The organism is Mesorhizobium sp. M0478 (assembly GCF_040321305.1).
Taxonomy (GTDB): Bacteria; Pseudomonadota; Alphaproteobacteria; order Rhizobiales; family Rhizobiaceae; genus Mesorhizobium.
Window position 1 is genome coordinate 129,529 of sequence record NZ_JAMYRH010000001.1, and the last position, 22,252, is coordinate 151,780.

Below are 22,252 nucleotides of genomic sequence, written 5' to 3' on the forward strand. Positions count from 1 at the left end.
GCGCTATTTCGCCAATGCCGCCGTCGGGGCCGCATCGATTTCAGCCGTTGATTCCGCCACCGCGGCGCGCACAAGGGCGCCCGCCGCCCATTGCGCGACCGACCGCATGCCGCGGCTATCGAGCCCCCATATATCCTTCAGCACGATCAGCACTTCGACGCCGAACATCATCGACAGCGCCTGCGCCAGGCGCTTGAACTCGCGCGGCGGCAGCCGGCCCTTGAGCGGTGCGATGGCATCCTTCAGCAGCTGGACGCGATGTCCGCGCGTGAATTGCGGCTCGCCGCCCAGCGTGCCCGCCTGCCGCTGCGCCCATTGGTCGAGCGACAGTTTCAGCGCTGCCTTGAAAGTTGCCTCGAAAGCTTCGATGCGCGGCATGGCGGTATCGAACAATTCGGCAACGCGCCGCCCGGCATCGGTGGACGTCGATTGCCAGGTCAGGATCGGCCCAAGCCCCTCGTCAACCACCGCCTGCACCAGGGCTGCCTGGCTGGGGAAATAGCGATAGGCGGTGGCGCGCGACACTTGCGCCGCCTCCGCGACTTCGCTGACCGACGGGGTGACGCCCGCCTGCATCAGCCGCGTCGCCGTCTTCAGCATCAGCCGTTTTGTGCGGGCCCGTGGGCCGCGTTCTGCAGCCTCGTTGGCGTCGTCGTTCCCAGCGGCTTGTTGACGTGAGACTTCCATGTCAATACGATACGCGCGTCTCAAAAAATTGCAATGACCTTTGCCCACCGAAAGGCCGGCAAAGGGCGACAGGCGGCCCGGCGCCGGTCGGCCGGTGACGGGAGAAACGCGATGAAGCGCATCTACGTGGTGGGCACAGCCGACACCAAGGGCGAGGAACTTGCCTTCCTGGCCGATGCTATTGCCGCCACCGGCAGTTCGGTTGCCCGCGTCGACATCGGAACGCGCGGTGCCACGGTGCCGGTCGATATCCCGGCCAGCGAGGTCGCGGCGCATCATCCGGGTGGAGCCAGTGGCGTGCTCGGCATCGATGATCGCGGCACGGCAGTGGCCGGCATGAGCGCCGCCTTCACAAATTTCATTCAGTCGCGCGACGACATATCAGGCGTGATCGGCATTGGCGGCGGCGGCGGCACGTCGATCATCACTGCCGGCATGCGCGCGCTGCCGCTTGGGCTGCCCAAGATCATGGTCTCGACGCTCGCCTCCGGCGACACCGCGCCCTATGTCGACGTCTCCGACATCATCATGATGCCATCGGTCACCGATATGGCGGGACTGAACCGGCTGTCACGCGTCGTGCTGCACAATGCGGCGCAGGCAATCGCCGGCATGGCCGCCAGGCCGGCGCCGACTGCCACCGGCAAGCCGGCACTCGGGCTCACCATGTTCGGCGTCACCACGCCTTGCGTGACCGCCATCGCGGATCAGTTGCGCGCCAACTATGACTGCATGGTTTTCCACGCCACCGGCACCGGCGGCCGCTCGATGGAGAAGCTCGCGGACTCGGGCCTGCTCGCCGGCGTCATCGACATCACCACGACGGAAGTCTGCGACCTGCTGTTCGGCGGCGTGCTGCCGGCGACGGAGGACCGCTTCGGCGCCATCGCCCGCACCAAGCTGCCCTATGTAGGCTCGGTCGGCGCGCTGGACATGGTCAATTTCTGGGCGCCGCCGACCATTCCCGAGAAGTTTAGGGGCCGGCTGTTCTACGAGCACAATCCCAACGTCACACTGATGCGCACCACGGTGGACGAATGCCGCGGTATAGGCGAGTGGATCGGCACCAGGCTCGCTCGCTGCGAGGGCCCTGTGCATTTCCTGATCCCCGAAAAAGGTGTCTCGGCACTCGATATCGAGGGCGGCGCCTTCTTCGACCCCGAAGCCGACGCCGTGCTGTTCGGTGCCATCGAGCGCACCATCAGGCCGAGCGCCACACGCCGGGTCACACGCCTGCCGTTGCACATCAACGATCCGGAATTTGCCAAAGCCGCAACCGCGGCCTTCCTCGACATCGCCAGACAGTGAGAGCCAACAAATGCCCGCAATACCGCGCAAGGACATATTGAAGAAGTTCAAGGCGATGATCGCCGACGGCGTGCCCATCGTCGGGGGCGGCGCCGGCACCGGCCTGTCGGCCAAGGCCGAGGAAGCCGGCGGCATCGACCTCATCATCATCTACAATTCCGGCCGCTACCGCATGGCCGGGCGCGGCTCGGCTGCCGGCCTGCTCGCCTATGGCAACGCCAATGAGATCGTCAAGGAAATGGCCTATGAGGTGCTGCCGGTGGTCAAAAAGACGCCGGTGCTGGCCGGTGTCAACGGCACCGATCCCTTCGTCATCATGCCGTTGCTGCTTGCCGAGCTGAAGACGATGGGCTTTTCAGGCGTGCAGAATTTCCCGACCATCGGCCTGTTCGATGGCAGCATGCGCCAGAGTTTTGAGGAAACCGGCATGGGGTTCGGGCTGGAGGTCGACATGATCGCCGAGGCGCACAAGCTCGATCTTCTGACCACGCCCTATGTCTTCAACCCCGACGAGGCGCGCGCCATGACAAAAGCCGGCGCCGACATTGTCGTCGCCCATATGGGGGTGACGACAGGCGGCTCGATCGGCGCGACGTCGGCCAAGTCGCTCGACGACTGCGTGGTCGAGATCGACGCCATCGCCAACGCGGCGCGCTCGGTGCGCAAGGATGTCATCCTGCTTTGCCATGGCGGGCCGATCTCGATGCCGGATGATGCCCGCTACATCCTCGACCGCTGCAAGGGCCTGCACGGCTTTTATGGCGCGAGTTCGATGGAACGGCTGCCGGCTGAAGCCGCGATCGCCAGGCAGACGGCGGATTTCAAGGCCGTCATGCTGCACGACCAGAAGAAAAAGAAGGGGATGAGATCATGACCGACAAGAGCAAGGTATTCGTATACCCGAAGGACGTGAGCGCCTTCGGCTTTGACTGGGGCAAGCTGTCGCTGACGGTGGCGCCTGAAGTGAATGGCGCTGAGCGCTTTTCCGGCGGTGTCGTCGACCTGCCCTCAGGCAAGGGACACACGCGCCACAACCATCCCGGCGCGGAAGAGATCATCTTCGTTATGTCGGGCAATGGCGAGCAGATGGTCGAGGACGAGGAGGGCAATCCGGTCGTCGCCAAGGTCGGCCCCGGCTGCACCATCTATGTGCCGGAAAGCCGTTTCCATTCGACGCTGAACACGGGCGATGGGCCGATGCAGCTCTTCGTTGTCTATTCGCCGGCTGGACCCGAACTGGTGCTGCGGGAGCTGCCGGATTTCAGGCTGATCCCGGCGGGGAAGTAATCGCGAAAGGCCCCCTTCATCCGGCCGCTTCGCGGCCACCTTCTCCCCGAGGGGAGAAGAGGCAGAAGCCAGCGCCGGCGCAAACTCCTCTCCCCTCGGGGAGAGGTCGGATAGCCCCGAATTGCCCTTCGGAATTCGGATGGCAATCCGGGTGAGGGGGTAGCGCCGAGCTAGGCTATCCCACCTCTATTCCACCCCCGCGCCCGATCCCCAAACATCACATATCCCGTATCCGTCACCGCCAACGTGTCCTCCAACTTGATGAACCCCCGCGTCGGGTGAAGCATGGTCGTCTCCACCGACAGCACCATGTTTGTCTCCAGCGGCTTGGCGGCATAGGTGCCTTCATAGGTCACCGGATGGTTGGTCATCAGGAACGGAGCCTCATGCGTGATCAGCCCCATGCCGTGGGCGAAGAAATCCGTGTAGGGCGCGACCTTGGAGGCCTTCAGCACGCCCTCGGCATGCGAAATCATATCGCCGCCGACGGTGCCTGCGCTCACCTTCGAGAACGCCGCCTGCTGCACTGTCTCGACCTCGGCCAACAGATCTTCCAGTTCGGCATCCGGTTCGCCCAGAATGCCCATGCGGCAGAGGTCGCCAATATAGCCGTGATAATTGCCGCCGGAATCGATCGACAGCACGTCGCCCTTTTTCCAAGCCTGCGGTGACGCCGCGCGGTTGTGGCTGGCGCCCAACGTCAGCAGGCAATATTCGAAATGCGCGCCGCGATTGGTTTCTTCGCGCCGCAGATGCTCGATGATCTCCGCCTTGGTCGTGCCTTCATGCGCCCACTGGATGGTCGCCAGCATGGAATCCGTGATTAGCTCGGAGGCAATACGCAGCTTTTCCAGCTCGGCGTCCGTCTTGATGGCGCGCATGCTCTCCAGCATGCCGGTCGCGTCGATCAGCCTGGCATCCGGTAACGCCATGCGGATCAGCGCATAGGCGTCCGACGGCAGGAAGGCCGGCTCGATGCCGATGCGGGCGCCTGCCTTGCCGATTTTGCTGATGTGCTCAACCGCAAGATTGGCAGCATCGAGCGTGCCCCAGCAGGCGGCATGCAGCGTCGGCGTCCAGAATGGGTTGTTCTGGTGCTCGGCGCCTTCCATGCGGTTGCCGATATAGGCGGCATGATCGGGCCCACCCTTTTCATAGACGACGACAGGCAGGTAACGGCTATGGCCGATCGCATCCATGGCGGCAAAGAAGATGAACTTGTAGCCGCCGAGCAGATACTGCGTGTTGTGCTTGGACGTCGCGAGCAGAACATCGATGCCGGCCTCTTCCATCAGCCGGTCGACCCTCGCCTGGTCGAACGGGATATTGCTGACGGCGCTCTTGCCCGGGGCAATGTTCATCTTTCTCTTCCTGATATCAGTGGGATCGCCGGCCGTACTGCGTCCAATCCCTTGGCTTCGATCAAATCTGCACCATTTCGTCAACTCTGGTCCAGCCAGAAACAGGTTTAGATTGCTTCGGCAGGCTGTCACCACTCGTCATTGCTGCACACTAAGGCAATCTGGTCCTACCAGAACACCAGAATGAAAGGGCCACCTCTAAACTGGTCCAGCGGACGAAAATTTCAAAGCCAAGCAAAGATGCGCCAATTCCGTCTCTGGCGAAACCCTTGGCAAGGGCCATAATCGCCGCGAGGATGCTGGCGGGTGCCGCCAGCTTCGAGGGGTGCGCCCATCTGGTCGCGGAGAGGACGGAGGTTGATCATGTCGGATATTTCCAGACGCACGCTGCTTGGCGGCTCAGTTTTACTGCTGGCCTCCACCGCCATGCCCACATTCAGCTGGGCGCAGACGCCGAAGAAGGGCGGCCGCCTCGTGCTTGCCGCCGATTCCGAGCCGCGCAACCTCAATCCGGCCATCGTCGCCTCCAACGGCGTCTTCTTCATCTCCAGCAAGATCGTCGAAACGCTGGCCGAAGCCTCGTTCGAAGGCAAGGACGGGCTCCAGCCGCGGCTGGCACTCAGCTGGGAGGGCGCGGCCGACGGCCTGTCGGTGACGTTCAAACTACGCGAGGGCGTCAAATGGCATGACGGCGAGCCGTTCACCTCGGCCGACGTCGCCTTCTCGGCGCTGCAGATCTGGAAACCGCTGCAAAATCTCGGCCGCACCGTGTTCAAGGATCTGGCCAGCGTCGACACCCCTGACGATCTGACCGCCGTGTTCAAATTCGCCAAGCCAACGCCGTTCCAGCTGATCCGCAACGCGCTGCCGGCGCTGTCAAGCGTGGTTCCGAAGCACATCTACGAGGTCGGCAAGATCGAGGAAAACCCGGCCAACAATGCACCCATCGGCACCGGGCCGTTCAAGTTCGGCGAATACAAGGCCGGCCAGTATTACAAGCTGACCAGGAATGCGGATTACTGGGCCAAGGACGAGCCGTATCTCGACGAGATCATCTACCAGGTGCTACCCGACCGCACGTCGGCTGCAGCGGCGCTCGAGGCCGAAGAGATCCAGCTCGCCGCCTTCTCCGCCGTGCCGCTGGCCGACCTCGACCGCATCTCCAAGGTGCCGGGCCTGAAGGTGATCTCCAAGGGCTATGAGGGGCTGACCTATCAGCTCGTCGTCGAGATCAACCATCGCCGCAAGGAACTGGCCGACGTGAAGGTCCGCCAAGCGATCGCGCATGCCATCGACAAGGACTTCGTCGTCAAGACGGTGTTCCTCGGCTATGCCGCCACCGCCACCGGCCCGGTGCCGAAGAACGATCCGCAATTCTACACTGCCGACGTGCCGATCTATCCATTCGACGTCGCCAAGGCCAACGCCTTGCTCGACGACGCGGGGTACAAGCGCGCCGATGACGGCAAGCGTTTTGCGCTGAAACTCCTGCCGGCACCTTATTTCAACGAGACCAAGCAGTTCGGCGACTATCTGCGCCAGGCGCTGGCGGCAATCGGCATCGACGCCGTGATCGTCAACAACGACTCGGCCGCGCACATCAAGGCCGTCTACACCGACCACGCCTTCGACCTCGCCGTCGGCCCGCCGGTGTTCCGCGGCGACCCGGCGATCTCGACCACCATCCTGGTGCAGAGCGGCATTCCCGACGGCGTGCCGTTCTCCAACCAGGGCGGCTACAAGAACGCCGCGCTCGACGCGCTGATCGCCAAGGCTTCGGAGACGCTGGATACGTCAGCGCGCACCGACCTCTACAAGGAATTCCAGAAACAGGTCGCGGCGGACCTGCCGCTGATCAACGTCGCCGAATGGAGCTTCATCAGCGTCGCGCGCGATACCGTGGGCAACATCGCCAACAACCCGCGATGGGCGGTGTCGAACTGGGCGGACACCTATCTGGCTGGCTAGCGATCAGCCCGGCATGCTTGCGCATCGGTTGGACGAATGCTCATCATCAGGGATGAGAGTTCCTTCACGCCTCTGTTCTGTCCTGCCGGATAGCGCCAACCTTCACCCTCCCCCTTGTGGGGAGGGTCGGCGAGCGGTTGCTGCGCAGCGGCAGCCGCTCGACGGGGTGGGGGTAGCGCCCTACGAGAACCCCCACCCCGCTCCGCTTCGCGGATCGACCCTCCCCACAAGGGGGAGGGTAAGGCAGCCATGACCCGTGCCCTCACCCTCATTCGCCGTCGCCTCGTCGGCAGCATCTTCGTGCTGCTGATCGTCATCATCGGCACATTCCTCCTCCTGGAAGCCGCCCCCGGTGACGCGGTCGACGCCTACATCGTCTCGACCGGCGGCGACGCCGGCATGATCGAATTGCTGCGTCATCGCTGGGGCCTCGACCAGTCCGAGCTGACACGGCTCGCGAACTATCTCTGGGCGCTGCTGCATTTCGACCTCGGCCAGTCCGTTACCTTCTCGCGGCCAATTCGCGATGTCATCCTGGAACGCCTGCCGACGACACTGCTCTTGATGGTGACCGCCACCGCGCTCTCCTTCGGTTTGGGCTCGGCGCTCGGCATCTACGCCGGCGCCAGACCCGGCAGCTTTCGCGACTGCTTCCTGTCGATCGGCTCGCTGGCGCTTTATGCCGTGCCGGGTTTCTGGCTTGGCCTGGTGCTGATCGTCGTCTTTGCCGTCGACCTGCGCTGGCTGCCGATCGGCGGCATCGAGAGCCTGGCCTCGGACAAGACCGGTTTTGACCGCGCCACCGACATCGCCGTCCACCTCGTCCTGCCGGTTTCCGCGCTCGGCTTCATCTATCTCGCGCTCTATCTGCGCATGATGCGCGCCGGCATGGCCGAGGCGTGGCGGCAGGATTTTGTGCTCGCCGCCCGCGCCAGGGGGCTGTCACGCCGCCGCATCGTGCTCGCCCATGTCGCCCGCAACGCGCTCTTGCCGCTGGTCACCATGCTCGGCCTGCAATCGGCGCAGATGCTGGGCGGCAGCGTCGTCATCGAAAGCGTCTTTGCCGTGCCCGGGCTCGGCCGGCTGGCGCAGGAAGCGGTCGCTTCGCGCGACACGCCGCTGCTGCTCGGCATCATCCTCACCAGCGCCGTCCTCGTCATTGCCGTCAACCTTGCCGTCGACATCGCCTACGCCTTCCTCGACCCGCGCGTCGGCGCCGGCGAGGCCAGCGCGTGAGCGCGCTGCCGCGGTTCCTGCGCCGGCCGGAAGCGGTCGCCGGCGCGATCATCCTGGCGCTTCTGTTCGCCATGGCGCTGTTTGCGTCGCTGCTCTTCCCCGGCGACCCGCAGGCCATTGCCGGACCAGCACTGCTGCCGCCCTTCCAGGACTGGTCGCTGCCGCTCGGCACCGACCGGCTCGGCCGTGACGTGCTGGCCGAACTGTTCCACGGCGCCCGCACCTCGCTGGCGGTCGGCCTGGCGGCGGCAGCGGCGGCACTCTTCATCGGCGCGGTCGTCGGCACGCTGGCCGGCTTTGCCGGCGGCCTTGTGGACGAGGGGCTGATGCGCATCACCGATGCCTTCCAGACCGTGCCGAGTTTTCTCCTGGCGCTGGCCTTCGTCAGCGTCGTCGGGCCGTCGCTCGGCGTCGTCGTCACGGCAATAGCGCTTGGCGCCTGGACCGGACCGGCGCGTGTAGCGCGCGCCGAAGTGCTGTCGATCCGCGAGCGCGATTACGTCGCCGGCGCTCGCGTCATCGGCATGCATCCGCTTGAGATCGCTTTTCGCGAGGTGTTGCCCAACGCGTTGCCGCCGGTGCTGGCCTTGTCCTCGGTGATCGTGGCCGCCGCGATCCTCACCGAGGCAGCGCTGTCCTTCCTCGGTCTCGGCGACCCCAATCGCGTCACTTGGGGCGGCATGATCGCCGAGGGCCGCACTGTGCTGCGCACCGCGCCCTTTCTGTCGATCGTTCCGGGCATCGCCTTGGTGCTGACCGTGCTTGGCGTCTATCTCACCGGCGAAGGCGTGGTCGAAACGACGGCGGTGCGGAGGAGCCTGTCGTGACCGCACTGGCTGAGATACGCGATCTGTCAGTGCGCTATCGGCGAGATGGCAGCGAGGTGACGGCGCTGAAGGGGGTCAGCCTGGATGTTATTGCCGGCGAGCGGCTGGCGATCATTGGCGAAAGCGGTTCGGGCAAGAGCACGCTGGCGCTGGCGGTGGCTGGACTGCTGCCGGCGAGCGCCAAGATTGAAGGGCATGTCAAGTGGCAATTTCAGGCGCCGCGATCCTTCCCACCCCCCTCTGTCCTGCCGGACATCTCCCCCGCAAGGGGGGAGATCAGCAGCTTTGCCGACGGCTTCCCTTCTGCAACGTTCGTGGTTGGCGAAGGCGGAGATGAGAGAGCAATCTCCCCCCTTGCGGGGGAGATGTCCGGCAGGACAGAGGGGGGTGTGACGGAACGCCGACCTCTCAAATTAACCGAGCCCAGCACGCTCCCCCTTCCCGGTCGCGACATTGGTTTCGTCTTCCAGGACCCCTCCGCCAGCCTCGACCCCGTCATGACCGTCGGCAAACAGATCGCCGAAGTCGCCCGCACCCACCTCGGCATCGACTGGCCACAAGCTTACGCCAAAGCCAAAACCCTGCTCCAACGTGTCCGGCTGCCCGACCCACAAACCGCCATGCGTGCTTTCCCGCACCAGCTCTCCGGCGGCCAGAAGCAGCGCGTTGCTGTTGCCGCGGCCATTGCAGCCGGTCCGAAACTGCTGATCGCCGATGAGGCGACCAGCGCGCTGGACACCATTGTGCAAGCCGAAATCGTCAGCCTCATTCGGCAACTGGTGGCGGAGGACGGCATGACGCTGCTGTTCATCAGCCACGACATCGCGCTGGCCGCCGAACTCGCAGAGCGTATCGCTGTATTCCGGAACGCCGAACTGATCGAACTCGGTCCGACGGAGCAAATCATAAACGCCCCGCGCCATGCCTATACGCGAACGCTGCTCGACGCCCATCTCGGCCTCGACGCCGATCCGCTGCTACGACGGGCGCCGGCATGAACTTGCTCACCGTCTCCGGTCTTACCAAGCGATACCGTCGTGGCGGCAAGGCCATCGCGGCCGTCGACGGTGTCTCCTTCGCCATCGAACCCGGCGAGACGCTGGCGCTGGCCGGGCCTTCCGGCAGCGGCAAGTCGACGATCGCGCGGCTGGTGCTTAGGTTGATCGAGCCCGACGCCGGCACCGTCCAGTTCGAAGGCGATGACTTTCTGCTCTTGAAGGGTGCGGCCCTGCGCACCAAGCGCGCGCGCCTGCAAATGGTGTTCCAGGATCCGCTCGCCGCGTTCAACCCGCGCGCCACGGTGGCTCGCGTGCTTGACGATCCCTTGCGCATCCATGCCATCGCTTCCCGCGCCGAGAGGCCGGCCCGCATTGCTGCCTTGCTGGATCGCGTCGGGCTGGCAGCCGATCTCGCCCCGCGCGCCATTCACGAAATCTCCGGCGGCCAGCGCCAGCGCGTCGCCATCGCCCGCGCCATCGCAACCAAACCGTCGCTGATCGTGCTCGACGAGGCGGTGTCGGCGCTCGACGTTTCGGTCCGCGGACAGATCCTTGCGTTGCTGCTCGACCTGCAAGCCAGGGAACGGATCGCCTATCTCTTCATTTCGCATGATCTCGGCGTCGTACGGGCCATCGCCCACCGCGTCGTTCTTCTCGACGCCGGGCGGATCGCCGAGAGCGGCGACGCCCGCAACGTTATCGACGCGCCGCAGTCGGCAATCGGCAAGGCGCTGGTTGCGGCGGCGCCAAGATTGGACAGAAGCAGCAGGCAAGTACCATGACAGAACCAGAAGCCAGAGCCGAAAAACTCTCGCGCGAACTCGATTCCGCCTTCCGTAACCGCGCCGATCTCTACCGTCTGTTTCTCGACGAGCTGACCGGCGAACTCGGCGCGGAAAAGGCCGAGGCGATCATGATCCGCACCATCGAGCAGCGCGGCAAGGAGGTGGCGGCGGCCGCCTTCGCCCGTTTCGGACCTAACGACGCGCCGGCCATCGGCGAGGCATTTTTGGCCGTCAGCCCGGATGGCGGCCTGATGTATCCGACCGATGTCGAGCGCGGGCCGGACCACATCGCCTTCAAGGTGAAGCGTTGTCCGCTGAAGGACGCCTGGGTCGAGGCCGGTGTCGGTGATGAAAAACTCGCCACGCTCTGCCGCATCGCCGGCGCTTTCGACCGTGGTCTGTTCAAGGCAACGGGCGTGCGCTTCGACAATGTCACCTGGACGCCGGGCCACGGCTCCGGCTGCTGCCACATCGCGCTGACCAACCGGGATGCCGCCGGATAGCCAATGCTGATCAGTCGGCGGCAAACACATGCAGCTCCGTGCCCGCCTGTTCGGCAGCAGTGCGCAGGTCGGCCTTCGGTTCGCTGTCGGTGACGATATCGGCAATGTCATCGAGCCCGCAGATGCGTTCCAGACTGCTGCGGCCAAACTTGTCGTGGGTCACCACCAGCACCGTCGACAGTGAACGCGATATCATTGCGCGTTTAACGGCTGCGGCGCCCGAGATCATGTCGCTCGGACCATCGGCGCTTATCCCCGATGCCCCGATAATGGCGACGTCGGCATTGTAGCGGCGCAGGAACTCGACGGTGTCTTCGCCAAGCACGCTGCCTTCGCGGCTGTCATAGGTCCCGGGGCAAAGCAGCACGCGGAAGGTCGGATTGGCGCCGGCCACCGAGGCCACGCCGGTGGAATTGGTGATGATGGTCAGGTCGCGCTTCAGCTGCGAAAGGTTGCGCGCCACCTCATAAGTGGTCGAACCGCCATCGATCATCACGATCTGGCCCTTCTGGACCAGGCCCGCTGCGCCGCGGCCGATGCGGGCGCGCTCCTCGACCAGGGTCAGGCCGCGCTCCGAAATCACCGGCTCTGATGTCACCAGCGAGATCGTCGCACCGCCATAGGTGCGGTTGATCAGCCCGGCATCGCCGAGTTCGATAAGATCGCGGCGGATGGTCTCGCCGGCGACGCCGATGCGCCGTGCAAGTTTGGAGATGCGGATGGACGCCGACCGGCGCACTTCCGAAAGGATAAGCGCGTGCCGCTCCTTCTTCGTCAGTCGGCCCTGATCCATGATTATTCCATTCCCTTTGCAGCAATCAGTGCGTCGGCAAGCTCGGCAAACCCTTGCGCGCCGCGCCCGCTTGTGACGAAGGCAGGAGATGCCGGAAGTTCGCCGGCGAAGTCCAGCACATTAGCGACACCGACGCTGTTGGGGAAGAAGCCGAACATTGGCGCATCGTTTGGACTATCGCCGACGAAGACAATGCTGTCCTTGTCGTGGTCTATGTCTATACCAAAACAGTCGCGCAAGAATAGCCGGCTTGTTGACAGTTTGTCGTATTTGCCGAACCAGCCATTGACATGGATGGACGAGATTTTCGCCGCCGCTCCATAGCGCTGAAAGATAGCGACGATCTTCAGCACTTCAGATTTGGGCAGCGGCGCGACATCCTCGCGAAAATCGATCGCCAAATCGGCTTCGCGATAGGCCTGGTCAGCGGCGACCGCCGCACCCGGAATTTCCGCGAGCACGGCGCGTTCGATCTCGCGCAGGCGCGCCGCGTCAGCCTGCCTTTCGCCGGCACTCCTGGCATAGTGACGAACGATGCGCTTGGCAGTGCCGTCATAGCGGAAATAGAAAGCGCCGTTCTCGCCGATCACGCCATCGACCGGCCATTGCCGCGCGATCAGGTCGCACCAGCCGGCAGGGCGGCCGGTCACCGGCGCGACAAGGAAGCCGGCCTGCTTCAGCCGCTCGAGCGCCGCATAGGCTTTTGCCGGCAGCCGTCCCTTGTCGGTCAAGGTGTCGTCGATATCGGTCAGAACGACGGCGATGTTGCGCCGGTCTAGCGCGGTGAAGTCGGCAAGCGGACGCAGCACCCGCTCAGGCTCCCGCCGCAACCGTTTCGAGCGAGGCAGCCGCGACGTCGAGCATGGTGAACCTGTCGCGGATCAGCCGGGCATTGGCGACCGCCTCGTCGTAGAAGCCAGCCGGTATGGCGACCTCTTGCGGCGTGGTCGGCGCGCCGGCGGCGCGCAGTGCTGCCGCGATCTCGCGCGCCGGGCGTGCCACCCGCACCAGCCTTTCACGATGCGAGCGCCATTGCTTGGCCAGCATGGTGTTGATGGCGTTTGCCCGTTCGCGGTCCAGCAGCTTGGGCTTGAATGCCGCCCAGCAGGAACGTCCGAGCGTTTCGCCGAAGATTTCGATGAAGCGGTCTGGCGTATCGGCGGACGGCGCGAGCTGCAGCTCCCGCAGCGCCAGCACGCGTTCCTGCAGCCGCGCCATCGTCAACGTCGTCACCGCTATGTGTTCGCCGTGATGCGCCTCAGGCAATCCCTGGCCCCGCATGTCGATATAGTGGGCGATCAGATGTTCGCCCTGGCTGGCCGGATAAGAGCCGCCGCACAGTGTCATGCCGAGACCGGACATGACCAGCGTGCGCACCAGCACTTCCATCGCCTCAAGGTCGCCGGTCCCGAGTTCGCCGGCCTTGGCGATGAGCGCCTCCTCGTCCTCGGCCAGAAGCATGAACGGCGCCTCCCGGTAGGGCGTGCCGAGCAACAGATGCGCCATCAGCCAATCGGTCTGCGCGGTCGGCCGCGCCATCGAATCGCCGAAGCCGGCAGCGATCAGCCGGTGCGGCGCTCGCGCCATGACATCGAGATCGAGGAAGACACCGACCGGCAGGCTCGCCGTCAGCGATTTCTTCAGGCCGTCCTCTGTGATTGCCGCAGACACCGAGGTGTAGCCGTTCATCGACGGCGCGGTGCCGAACACCGCATAGGGCTTTTGGGTCAGATGGGCGGCATATTTGGTGATGTCATTGATCGAGCCCGATCCGACCGCGACCAGACCGCTGGCGTCTTTCGTGCGGGCGATCACCGATCGCACGGCGTCCATGTCGGGATGCGGATGGCGCGGCAGGATGATCTTGTCGACATCGATCGAGCCGCGCAGCGCAATCGACACTCTCTCGCCGAGAGCCAGCCTTGTGTCGGGATCCATGACAACGGCGAGCCTGCGGCCGAGCGGCAGCGGCTTGACCAGCGCATCGGCTTCGTCGCCGAGACCGCGCCCTATGACGATGGTCTTCAGCGGCACCGACAGCATTCCCTGGCTATCCGGGTCAGGCAGCGTGCCGGCAATAAGGCGATCGAGCATTTGTCTGGACATAGGATGCAGTCCGGTCAGTCAGCATGAAGCGGGGTCAGGGCATCGAACAAGGTGCGATACCGGCGGTAACTTCTGTCGTAGGCGGCCTTGGCGGAAGGATCAGGGTCGATCGTCTCGATGTGGCCGGCCAGCCTTTCAGCCGCCTGCTGCACTGAGGAGGTAAGGCCGATGGCCGCGGCGGCAAGGATTGCCGCACCGATCGGCGAGGCATCGGCCGCACCTGCGATCTCGACCGGCCTGCCGCTGACATCGGCACGGATTTGCGCCCATACCCGGCTGCGCGCGCCACCGCCTGAGAGCCGGATGCGATCCGTCGCGATATCGAGATCGTCCAGCCGGTCGACCACGTCGCGCATGGCGAAGGCGCAGCCTTCCAGCACTGCGCGAGCGCAGGCCGCTTTGCCGTGGAAGGATGTCAGGCCGTAGAAAGCGGCACGCGCTTCGGCGATCCAGCGCGGCGCCATGGCACCGGACAACGCGGGCAAGAACAGCAAATCGTCGCTGCCGGCAACCACCGTCGCCGCCAGTTCCGACATCGCCGCCGGCGAATCGACGCCGAAGGTTGTTAGAAACCACGTCACCGCGCCGCCCGAGAGCCATCCGGGATTGGAGATGAAATAGCCGTCGCCGAGAAAGCCATGGGTCTCGACCAGGCCGCTGGGGTCGAGGCGAAGCGTGCCGGAAACCGCGCCGACCACTTCGGCCGTGCCGAGATTGCAGGCGACGACACCGGGCACGACAACCCCGGCGCCTATGGCGGCCGAAAAATCATCGCCGGTGCCAACCGCCAGCGGCGTGCGCACAGGCAGGCCGGTGAGCTCGGCGCCGGCGTGCGTCAAGGCGCCGGCGATCTCAGATGCATCGTCGATGCCGGGCAATTTATCTGCATCGATGTCGAAGGCCGCCAGCAGATCGCCGGCATAGTTGTGCTCCTTCAGCCCATAGAGCATGGTTGTCGAGGCCAGCGCGTGATCGATGACGGCACGACCGCACAGCGCCGCGACCACGAACGATACCGGTTGATGCCAGAGCGCCACCCGGCGCGCTTCGGGCAGGTTGCGCGCGGCCCAGCGGATTTTCGCCGCCATATGGGTGGCGTCCAGAACGAGACCGGTGCGCTCACGGATGAAGTCCGGATCGATGCCGGCGATCTCTCCTGCCGCCCGCCGGTCCATCCAGATGATGCACGGAGCCAGCGCCTCACCATTGCCATCGACCGCGACGCAGCCGTCGAGCTGGCCGGCAATGGCAATACCCTTGATGTCGGACGGCGCAAGCCCAGCCTTGTCGAGCGCGCCGGCAATGGCCGGCTTGAGCGCCGCCAGCCACAGCGCCGGGTTCTGTTCGGCCCAGCCGGGCGCCGGGAAGGCCGGCTGGTACAGCGCAGCGGCCTCGCCACGCAGCCGCAATTCGTCATCGACAACGATCGCCTTTAGGCTTTGTGTGCCGAGATCGATGCCGATGACTGGCATTAGACGCGCTCGCAATCCGCGAGGACATCCCGCAATTGCGAGAGGATAGAACCTTTCGTCGGCGAATAGGAGCCATCGAAAATCGCTGTGCCAATGGTAAAAGCGTTGGCGCCGGCCAGCTTGATCGCCTTGATCCGATCGGCTGATGCCACGGCGCCGGCGACGATCAGATGCCGCGACGGACCAAGCCCGCGCCGGGCTGCGCGCACCAGTTCGGCCGGGTCGGCCTCGGTGGCGCGATAGGCGAGGATGTCGCATCCCGCACAACCCTTCTCGGCGAAGGCCCGGCAGTCGGCCTCGACGTCCTCGGCCGAGCCGCCGAGCTTGGTTGGATGGCCGACCGGCCGACCCGGAAAAGGGTAGTATTCCGTGCCGCTCCCCTCCAGCAGCGCCATGATCTCGTCGACCTGGGTTCCACCGAGCAGGCGCTGGATGCCGAGATCCCTGGCGATGCGTGCAGAATTGAGGCAGGCCTCCGCCGTCGTCGAGACAACTTCCATGTAAGTAGTGGCGCCTGTCCGCCCAATGGCGCCAGCGAGCTTTCGCAGCACATCCGGCGCGACGCCGATATCCTTGAAGCCGACATGCTTCAGGCCGACCGGCTCGATCAACTCGACCAGGTCGAGACAGTCCTCGACCGTGCGATCGTTACGCGTCAGCATAAAGATGAAGTCCATCCGAAAGGTCCCTCGCCTGGTCGGGAAAGCCGGTTTGCTGCCGGTCTGTTAACACCTCCCAACCATTTGTTGCAAGGTGCCACATTTTGATTTGCAGTACCACACATTTTATGACAGAACGGGCGCCGGCCCGCCAGGCACGACTTCTAGGGAGAGGGAAGAATGCTCAAGCCGCTGAGACGTACCGCGTCCAGACTGCTCGTCGCAGCCGTATTTGTGTGGCCCCTGACGTGGCAAGTGACACAAGCGGCCGCGTGGGATCTGAAAGAGGCGTCGAAACCCTATAGCGGCCAGACCATCCGCATGGTCGGCGAGGCGCTGCCGCCGCTCGAAGCGCTGAAGAAGATGGCGCCGGAGTTTGAAAAACAGACCGGCATCCATGTCGAAGTCGAGATGTACGAGCACTCGGAAGCCGTCAACAAGGTGCAGCTCGATCTCAACTCGCACCGCGGCCGCTACGACGTCATCATCCAGCCGCATCGCGAACTCGGCAAGTTCGCCACCAACAACCATCTGGTCGAAATCGCCAAGATGATGGCCGACCCGGCTTTGCGCGATCCGAGCTTCGAGCCGGAGAAGCAGCTCTACCAGACTGCCTGGCACGAAATCTCCTGGTATGACGGCAAGGAGTACGGTTTCCCCTTCACCGTGCTCAACATGTTCATGTGGTATCGGTCGGACCTGCTCGCCGATCCCAAGGAGCAGGCAGGCTTCAAGGCCAAGTATGGCTACGACCTCGCTCCCGCCCAGGACTGGAAGCAGTATCGCGATATCGCCGAATGGTTCTATCGCCCCGACCAGGGCTTTTACGGCACCGCCCTGCAGGGCAAGCGCCACGAGGCGCTGTGGTATGAGTGGCTCAACTTCCTTTATTCCTTCGGCGGCGACGTGCTCGACGTGAAGAGCGGCTCGGCCTGCGGCCCGGTCATCGTCAACAGCCCCAAGGCCGTCGCCTCGCTCGAATATTACAAGAGCCTGCTGCAATTCTCGCCGCCGGACAGCCTCAACTATTTCTGGGATGATGTCATGGCGCTGATGCAGCAAGCCAAGGTCGCCGAGCTGATCATGTGGAACGACGCAACCTATGCCGTATCGGTCGACACCACGGCCTCCACCGTCGTCGGCAAGGTCGGCTTCGATCTCGTGCCGCAAGGCGATGGCGGCAAGATCGGCCAGGTCGAAGGCTGGACCTATCTCATCCCGGTCTATTCGAAGAACCAGCAGGCCGCCTTCCTCTTCGTCCAGTGGATGATGGGCTATGACCGCCAGCTCGAGCAGCATCTCAATGGCGGCGCTTCAGGTCGGCCCGATGTCTATGCTTCGGCGGAGGTGCAGAAGCTGCCCTATGCCAAGGCTTCCATGGAGGCCAACGAGCATGCGGTGCCGAAGGCGACGCTGCCGCAATCGGCCGAGATGACCGACATACTGGTGCGCGAACTGTCGTCCTACCTCGCCGGCGAAAAGGAGGCGCAGGCCGCCCTCGACACCGCCGCCACCGACATCTCGACACTGCTCGGTTCTTGCGCACCAATGACCTATCCGGCACGATAGGCCTTGAGATGTCGCGCAGAGGCTACCCGCACAAGCGGGTAGCCGTTCTTGTCCGCAGGAAACGCCCGTGACGAACCGCACACCATCGCCGCGCGGAATGCCGCTTCTCGACCGTGGGGTGGGGCCGCTCTTGATGCTGCCGGCGACGCTGCTCGTCGTCGTCTTCCTGGTCGGCCCGTTCTACTACATGGTCTACACCGCGCTGACCGACCTCAGCTTCGCCGACGCCAGCCATGCTGGCGCCTTCGTCGGTTTCGACAATTTCCGCAAGCTGATGCGCAACGACCCATTCTTCTGGGCATCGTTCCTGCTGACGCTGAAATTCGTCGTCATCGCCGTCGGCCTCGAATTCCTGCTCGGCTTTGCGCTGGCCTTCCTGATCTTCCGCTTCGTCGCCAGCCAGCGGCTTCTCACCACACTGCTGCTCATCCCGATGATGATTGCGCCGGTCGCCGTCGGACTGATCTGGCGGCTGCTGTTGCAGGGCGATTTCGGCATGCTCACCTTCTACATGCGCAAGGTCGGCCTGCTGGCGCAGAATTCGGCGGTGCTTTCGGCACCCGACCTGGTGTTTCCGACCATCGTCGCCATTGATGTCTGGCAGTGGACGCCTTTCGTCACCCTGATCATGCTCGCCGGGATGATGAGCCTGCCGCGCGCGCCGTTCGAGGCGGCGATGATGGATGGCGCCAAACCGTTTCAGATCTTTTGCGATGTCATGCTGCCGCTGCTGCGGCCCGTCATCGCGCTGGTGCTATTGCTGCGCGGCATCGATGCCTTCAAGGAGTTCGACAAGGTTTTCCTGATGACCGGCGGCGGTCCGGGAACGCTGACCGAACTGGTGTCGATCTACGCCTACCGCGTCAACTTCCGCAACTGGGATCTCGGCTACGGCGCCGCGGTCGCCTTCATGATCTATCTCGTCGTGCTGATCCTGTGCTCCGTCTTTTACAAGGCCGTCTATTGGTCGAGCCGCAAGCAGGCGGCGTCGTTTTGAGGGCGCTGCGATGATCGATCAATCCACCAACCGCGCCTGGAGCAGCTTTGCCTGGGCCGTGCTGCTGGTCGCTGTCGTGGTGGCCTTGACGCCCTACGTCTGGATGGTGCTGGCCTCGTTCAAGAACCGCGTCGACCTGTTGTCCTCGGTGCCGAAATGGGTTTTTACGCCGACGTTCTCCAACTATCCGGCGGTCTTCATCGACAAGGAATACTGGCCGCTGGCGATCAATTCGGTGCTGATCTCGGTGTCGTCGACCATACTCTGCATCGTCATCGGCGCGCCAGCGGCCTATGGCTTTGCCCGCTCGGATTTTCCCGGCAAGGAAGACCTGTTCTTCTTCTTCCTGACCACGCGCATGGCGCCGCCGATCTCAATCGCCGTGCCGCTGTTCCTGTTCTTCACCTCGCTGGGCCTGATCGACACCATCTACGCCGTTGTGATCGCCCACACCTCCTTCAACCTGTCGCTCGTCGTCTGGATGATGCGCGGCTTCTTCGCCGAAATCCCCAGGGAGATCGACGAGGCCGCGATGATGGACGGCCGCTCGCGGCTCGGCGCATTCTTCTTCGTCGTCGCGCCGCTGGCCGCACCCGGCATCGGCGCCACAGCGGTGCTCTGCTTCATCCTGTCGTGGAACGAGTTCCTCTATGCCTTCATCCTCGTCGCTTTCGACGGGCGGCCGCTGACCGTCGGCATACCGGGGCTGGTGACGCCGCATGGCACGCTCTGGGGACAGGTCGCGGCAGTCGCGATCGTGGCAACGCTGCCGATCGTGCTTTTCACGTTCCTTGTCCAGAAACAGCTCGTCCGCGGCCTCACCTTCGGCGCGGTCAAGGGTTGAAGGGATCTTGTATGGCAATTGTTTTCGACGGCGTCACCAAGGCCTTCCCGGACGGGACGGTGGCGCTGCAGGCGCTCGATCTTGCTTTCGAGCCCGGCGAATTCCTGGTTCTGCTCGGCCCGTCCGGTTCCGGCAAGACGACAGCCTGCCGGCTGCTCGCCGGGCTGGAGCGGCCGACCGCCGGGCGCATCATGGTCGAGGGCCTCGATGTCACCGACCTGCCGCCGCGCCTGCGCGGCATGGGCATGGTGTTCCAGAACTATGCGCTCTACAGCCATAAGAGCGTCTACGAGAACATCGCCTATCCCTTGCGCATCCGAAAGATGCCGGCCGCCGAGCTTGACCGCTGCGTCCGCGCCATGGCCGAGCTGCTCGAAATCACCCGTTACCTCGACCGCCGCCCTTCGCAATTGTCGGGCGGCCAGGCGCAGCGCGTGGCTGTGGCCCGCGCACTCGTCTGGCAGCCGAGCCTCTGTCTGATGGACGAGCCGCTGTCCAATCTCGACGCCTTGTTGCGGCTCCACATGCGCACCGAGCTGAAGCGTCTGCATCGCGAGCTGAAAAAGACCTTCGTCTTCGTCACCCACGACCAGGAAGAGGCGATGACGCTGGCGACCAGGGTCGCGGTGTTGCGCGAAGGCGCACTGATCCAGTACGACGACCCGCGCGAGATCTATCGGCGGCCTGCCAATCGCTTCATCGCCGAATTCATCGGCCGTCCAGCGATGAACACGTTCGATGGCGATGTCCGCGCCGGCGTCTTCCACGCCAGCGGTTTCACTTGCCCGCTTCCGGGAAAGCCTGATGGTCCCATCGTGCTCGGCATTCGCCCGGAGCAGATCCAGCTTGTCGACGCGACTGCCGGCGACGCCATCCTGTTTGCCGTCGACGTCGTCGAACCGGTCGAGCCGGACGTGCTGATCTTCGCCAATAGCGAGGCCAACGCGCTGATCGTCAGGACTGTGAATGACGATCGCGCTTTCGATCCCGGCCAGCCGCTTTATCTACGCTTTCCGCCGGCAGCGCTGCACACATTCGATGCTGTGTCGGGAGCGCGGCTGCCGTGAGCACGCTGCTCGCTTTGGTGCCGCTGGCCGCCGCAGCCTTGGTCTGGTGGCTGTTCTACAGCTTCAACCGGTCGCGGCGCTGGTTCTCGACAGGCGAACTCATCTTCTGGGACGCCATTGCACTGGTAACCCTGCAGCTTGTCTGGCTGATCTGGTTCTGAATGCGCATTCCAGCAACGCAGATCAGTAGCCCAGCGCACAACCGTCCTTGCGAGGATCGGAGGCACCGGTGAGCGTGCCCTTTTCCCAATCGATCAGCACCAGCTGGCCGCCGCCATGCGGCTCCTCGGCGATCGAAACCTGATGACCGCGCTGACGCAGGCCGGCGATCGCCTCAGCCGGAATCCCGCGCTCGGCCAGCACGGCATTGTCCTTGTAGAACACCCGTGGCGCATCCAGTGCCTGCTGCGGGTCCATCCCGAAATCGATCATGTTGGTCAACAGATGGACATGGCCGAACGGCTGGTAGCCGCCGCCCATCACCCCGAACGGCATCACCACCTTACCCCCTCGCGTCGCCATGCCAGGCATGATGGTGTGCATCGGTCGCTTTCGCGGCGCGATACGATTTGGATGGCCTTCCGTGAGGCGAAAACTGCTGCCGCGATTCTGCAGCACGACGCCTGTCTTGGGACCGACGACGCCGCTGCCGAAGGAACCGAAGGTCGAGTTGATGAAGCTGACTGCATTGCGGTCGCGGTCGACCACGGAGATATAGACGGTGTCGCTGCGCGGCAGCTCAAGCCGCGGCAGATGCGTCATGGCGAGGGCGGGATCGATGGCGGCGCGCAGCCGCTCCGCATAAGCTGCCGACAGCAGTTGTTCGACGGGGACCTGGACGAAATCCTGGTCGCCGATGAAAGTATCGCGGTCCTGGTAGGCAAGCCGGCCGGCTTCGATCTCGAGATGCAGCCGCTGGGCACTGTTCGGCTCCAACGAACCAAGGCTGAAGCCCGAAAGCACATTCAGCATGATCAGCGCCGTCATGCCCTGATTGTTCGGTGGCATCTGATGGATATCGTAGCCGCGATAGGACGTATTCACCGACGTGACGTAGTCGCCTTGGGTCTCGGCGAAATCCTCCAATGCATGCAGCCCGCCCAGCGCGCGAAGACGTTCCACCAGATCGTCCGCGACTTCACCTTCATAAAACCCTGCACGGCCTCGGTTGGAGATGATGCGCAAGGTGTCCGCCAAGTGCGGCTGCCGATGCACATCGCCGGCTTGCGGCGCCCTTCCCTCGGGCAGGAATATGCGCGCGGCATGTTCATCGGCTGAGAGCAGGGCGACCTCGTCGGCCCAGTCGAAGGCGACGCGATCATGAACGACATAGCCTTGTTCGGCATAGCGAATGGCTGGCGCCAGCGCGGCGTCGATGCCCTTTTTTCCGTGGTCCTCGAGTAGCCGGCACCATGCATCGATGGCGCCTGGTATGGTGACGGCATGCGGTCCGGCCGCAGGCAGTTCGCAATGCCCCCGCTCCAGATACCATTCGGCGGTTGCCGCAGCGGGCGAACGCCCCGAGCCGTTGAAAGCGAGAACATCGCCCTCGCCTTTGGGACTGTAGAGCACAAAACAGTCGCCGGCGATGCCGGTCGATTGCGGCTCGACGACGCCTTGCACCGCCGCAGCGCACACAGCGGCATCCATGGCATTGCCGCCGGAGCGCAGCATGTCGATGGCGGCCAGCGTCGCCAGCGGATGCGATGTCGCCGCCATCGCTTCTGTCGCGCGAACTGGCGAGCGTCCGGGGGACTGAAAATCACGCATGCAATCGCCTCCAAT

Annotated in this window: 22 protein-coding genes; 14 read left to right on the plus strand and 8 right to left on the minus strand. The window is 64.2% G+C overall.

Annotation, left to right across the window (positions count from 1 at the left end; genetic code table 11):
- Positions 1-3 precede the first annotated feature (3 nt).
- Positions 4-687 carry a TetR/AcrR family transcriptional regulator gene (locus NKI64_RS00635; protein ID WP_023704248.1) on the minus strand — a complete coding sequence of 228 codons (684 nt, stop codon included), beginning with the start codon at positions 685-687 and terminating at the stop codon, positions 4-6.
- A gap of 111 nt (positions 688-798) precedes the next feature.
- On the opposite strand from NKI64_RS00635, the gene NKI64_RS00640 reads away from it, so the two are divergent.
- From NKI64_RS00640 to NKI64_RS00650, 3 genes are read left to right on the plus strand one after another with little or no spacing between them, the layout of a single operon-like run.
- Entirely contained in the window at positions 799-1,995 is a 1,197-nt protein-coding gene (locus tag NKI64_RS00640; RefSeq protein ID WP_023754223.1) for a Tm-1-like ATP-binding domain-containing protein, read from the plus strand.
- Positions 1,996-2,005: 10 nt separating this feature from the next.
- Positions 2,006-2,869: a phosphoenolpyruvate hydrolase family protein gene (locus NKI64_RS00645; protein ID WP_023754222.1), complete on the plus strand. Its 864-nt coding sequence runs from the start codon at positions 2,006-2,008 to the stop codon at positions 2,867-2,869.
- Positions 2,866-3,282, plus strand: a complete 417-nt coding sequence (locus NKI64_RS00650) for a cupin domain-containing protein (RefSeq protein ID WP_023737504.1) — start codon at positions 2,866-2,868, stop codon at positions 3,280-3,282. Before NKI64_RS00645 ends, NKI64_RS00650 begins: the two co-directional genes overlap by 4 nt.
- A gap of 170 nt (positions 3,283-3,452) precedes the next feature.
- Here NKI64_RS00650 and NKI64_RS00655 read toward each other — a convergent pair whose 3' ends face one another.
- Positions 3,453-4,643, minus strand: a complete 1,191-nt coding sequence (locus NKI64_RS00655; protein ID WP_352666166.1) for a M24 family metallopeptidase — start codon at positions 4,641-4,643, stop codon at positions 3,453-3,455.
- A 363-nt stretch (positions 4,644-5,006) separates the two neighbouring features.
- Here NKI64_RS00655 and NKI64_RS00660 point away from each other — a divergent pair, with 363 nt between their 5' ends.
- From NKI64_RS00660 to NKI64_RS00685, 6 genes are all read left to right on the plus strand, one after another.
- A complete protein-coding gene (locus NKI64_RS00660; RefSeq protein WP_352666168.1) occupies positions 5,007-6,611 on the plus strand; it encodes an ABC transporter substrate-binding protein in 1,605 nt (534 codons plus the stop codon).
- 249 nt (positions 6,612-6,860) lie between these two features.
- Positions 6,861-7,847 (plus strand): ABC transporter permease, encoded by a 987-nt coding sequence (locus NKI64_RS00665; RefSeq protein ID WP_023826307.1) that lies wholly within the window; start codon positions 6,861-6,863, stop codon positions 7,845-7,847.
- The gene (locus NKI64_RS00670; RefSeq protein WP_023735154.1) at positions 7,844-8,674 is read left to right on the plus strand and encodes an ABC transporter permease; all 831 of its coding nucleotides are present in this window, start codon (positions 7,844-7,846) and stop codon (positions 8,672-8,674) included. Before NKI64_RS00665 ends, NKI64_RS00670 begins: the two co-directional genes overlap by 4 nt.
- Positions 8,671-9,672 (plus strand): ABC transporter ATP-binding protein, encoded by a 1,002-nt coding sequence (locus NKI64_RS00675; RefSeq protein ID WP_352666170.1) that lies wholly within the window; start codon positions 8,671-8,673, stop codon positions 9,670-9,672. The genes NKI64_RS00670 and NKI64_RS00675 overlap by 4 nt, the downstream gene beginning before the upstream one ends.
- Positions 9,669-10,454 (plus strand): ATP-binding cassette domain-containing protein, encoded by a 786-nt coding sequence (locus NKI64_RS00680; RefSeq protein WP_023686643.1) that lies wholly within the window; start codon positions 9,669-9,671, stop codon positions 10,452-10,454. The genes NKI64_RS00675 and NKI64_RS00680 overlap by 4 nt, the downstream gene beginning before the upstream one ends.
- Positions 10,451-10,960 (plus strand): L-2-amino-thiazoline-4-carboxylic acid hydrolase, encoded by a 510-nt coding sequence (locus NKI64_RS00685; RefSeq protein WP_023686644.1) that lies wholly within the window; start codon positions 10,451-10,453, stop codon positions 10,958-10,960. Before NKI64_RS00680 ends, NKI64_RS00685 begins: the two co-directional genes overlap by 4 nt.
- Before the next feature lie 10 nt (positions 10,961-10,970).
- Here the strand turns inward: NKI64_RS00685 and NKI64_RS00690 are convergent, their stop codons facing one another.
- Genes NKI64_RS00690 through NKI64_RS00710 form a run of 5 tightly spaced genes read right to left on the minus strand, consistent with a single transcriptional unit; the run spans position 10,971 to position 16,008 of the window.
- The gene (locus tag NKI64_RS00690) at positions 10,971-11,753 is read right to left on the minus strand and encodes a DeoR/GlpR family DNA-binding transcription regulator (RefSeq protein ID WP_023686645.1); all 783 of its coding nucleotides are present in this window, start codon (positions 11,751-11,753) and stop codon (positions 10,971-10,973) included.
- 2 nt (positions 11,754-11,755) lie between these two features.
- A complete protein-coding gene (locus NKI64_RS00695; RefSeq protein WP_023692036.1) occupies positions 11,756-12,559 on the minus strand; it encodes an HAD-IIB family hydrolase in 804 nt (267 codons plus the stop codon).
- Positions 12,560-12,566: 7 nt separating this feature from the next.
- Positions 12,567-13,859: an iron-containing alcohol dehydrogenase gene (locus NKI64_RS00700; RefSeq protein ID WP_352666172.1), complete on the minus strand. Its 1,293-nt coding sequence runs from the start codon at positions 13,857-13,859 to the stop codon at positions 12,567-12,569.
- A 14-nt stretch (positions 13,860-13,873) separates the two neighbouring features.
- Positions 13,874-15,331: a xylulokinase gene (locus tag NKI64_RS00705; protein WP_023835049.1), complete on the minus strand. Its 1,458-nt coding sequence runs from the start codon at positions 15,329-15,331 to the stop codon at positions 13,874-13,876.
- Positions 15,331-16,008 carry a beta/alpha barrel domain-containing protein gene (locus NKI64_RS00710; RefSeq protein ID WP_352666174.1) on the minus strand — a complete coding sequence of 226 codons (678 nt, stop codon included), beginning with the start codon at positions 16,006-16,008 and terminating at the stop codon, positions 15,331-15,333. The genes NKI64_RS00705 and NKI64_RS00710 overlap by 1 nt, the downstream gene beginning before the upstream one ends.
- A gap of 237 nt (positions 16,009-16,245) precedes the next feature.
- Here NKI64_RS00710 and NKI64_RS00715 point away from each other — a divergent pair, with 237 nt between their 5' ends.
- From NKI64_RS00715 to NKI64_RS00735, 5 genes are all read left to right on the plus strand, one after another.
- The gene (locus NKI64_RS00715; RefSeq protein WP_352666176.1) at positions 16,246-17,559 is read left to right on the plus strand and encodes an ABC transporter substrate-binding protein; all 1,314 of its coding nucleotides are present in this window, start codon (positions 16,246-16,248) and stop codon (positions 17,557-17,559) included.
- Between the two features lie 67 nt (positions 17,560-17,626).
- Positions 17,627-18,556, plus strand: a complete 930-nt coding sequence (locus NKI64_RS00720; RefSeq protein ID WP_352666178.1) for a carbohydrate ABC transporter permease — start codon at positions 17,627-17,629, stop codon at positions 18,554-18,556.
- A gap of 10 nt (positions 18,557-18,566) precedes the next feature.
- Positions 18,567-19,400 carry a carbohydrate ABC transporter permease gene (locus tag NKI64_RS00725; RefSeq protein ID WP_352666180.1) on the plus strand — a complete coding sequence of 278 codons (834 nt, stop codon included), beginning with the start codon at positions 18,567-18,569 and terminating at the stop codon, positions 19,398-19,400.
- 11 nt (positions 19,401-19,411) lie between these two features.
- Positions 19,412-20,467, plus strand: coding sequence for an ABC transporter ATP-binding protein (locus NKI64_RS00730; RefSeq protein ID WP_023685718.1), 1,056 nt, complete (start codon positions 19,412-19,414; stop codon positions 20,465-20,467).
- Entirely contained in the window at positions 20,464-20,628 is a 165-nt protein-coding gene (locus NKI64_RS00735; protein WP_023701459.1) for a hypothetical protein, read from the plus strand. The genes NKI64_RS00730 and NKI64_RS00735 overlap by 4 nt, the downstream gene beginning before the upstream one ends.
- A 22-nt stretch (positions 20,629-20,650) precedes the next feature.
- On the opposite strand, the gene ggt is transcribed toward NKI64_RS00735, so the two are convergent.
- Positions 20,651-22,237, minus strand: coding sequence for a gamma-glutamyltransferase (ggt, locus tag NKI64_RS00740; protein ID WP_023704262.1), 1,587 nt, complete (start codon positions 22,235-22,237; stop codon positions 20,651-20,653).
- Positions 22,238-22,252: the final 15 nt, after the last annotated feature.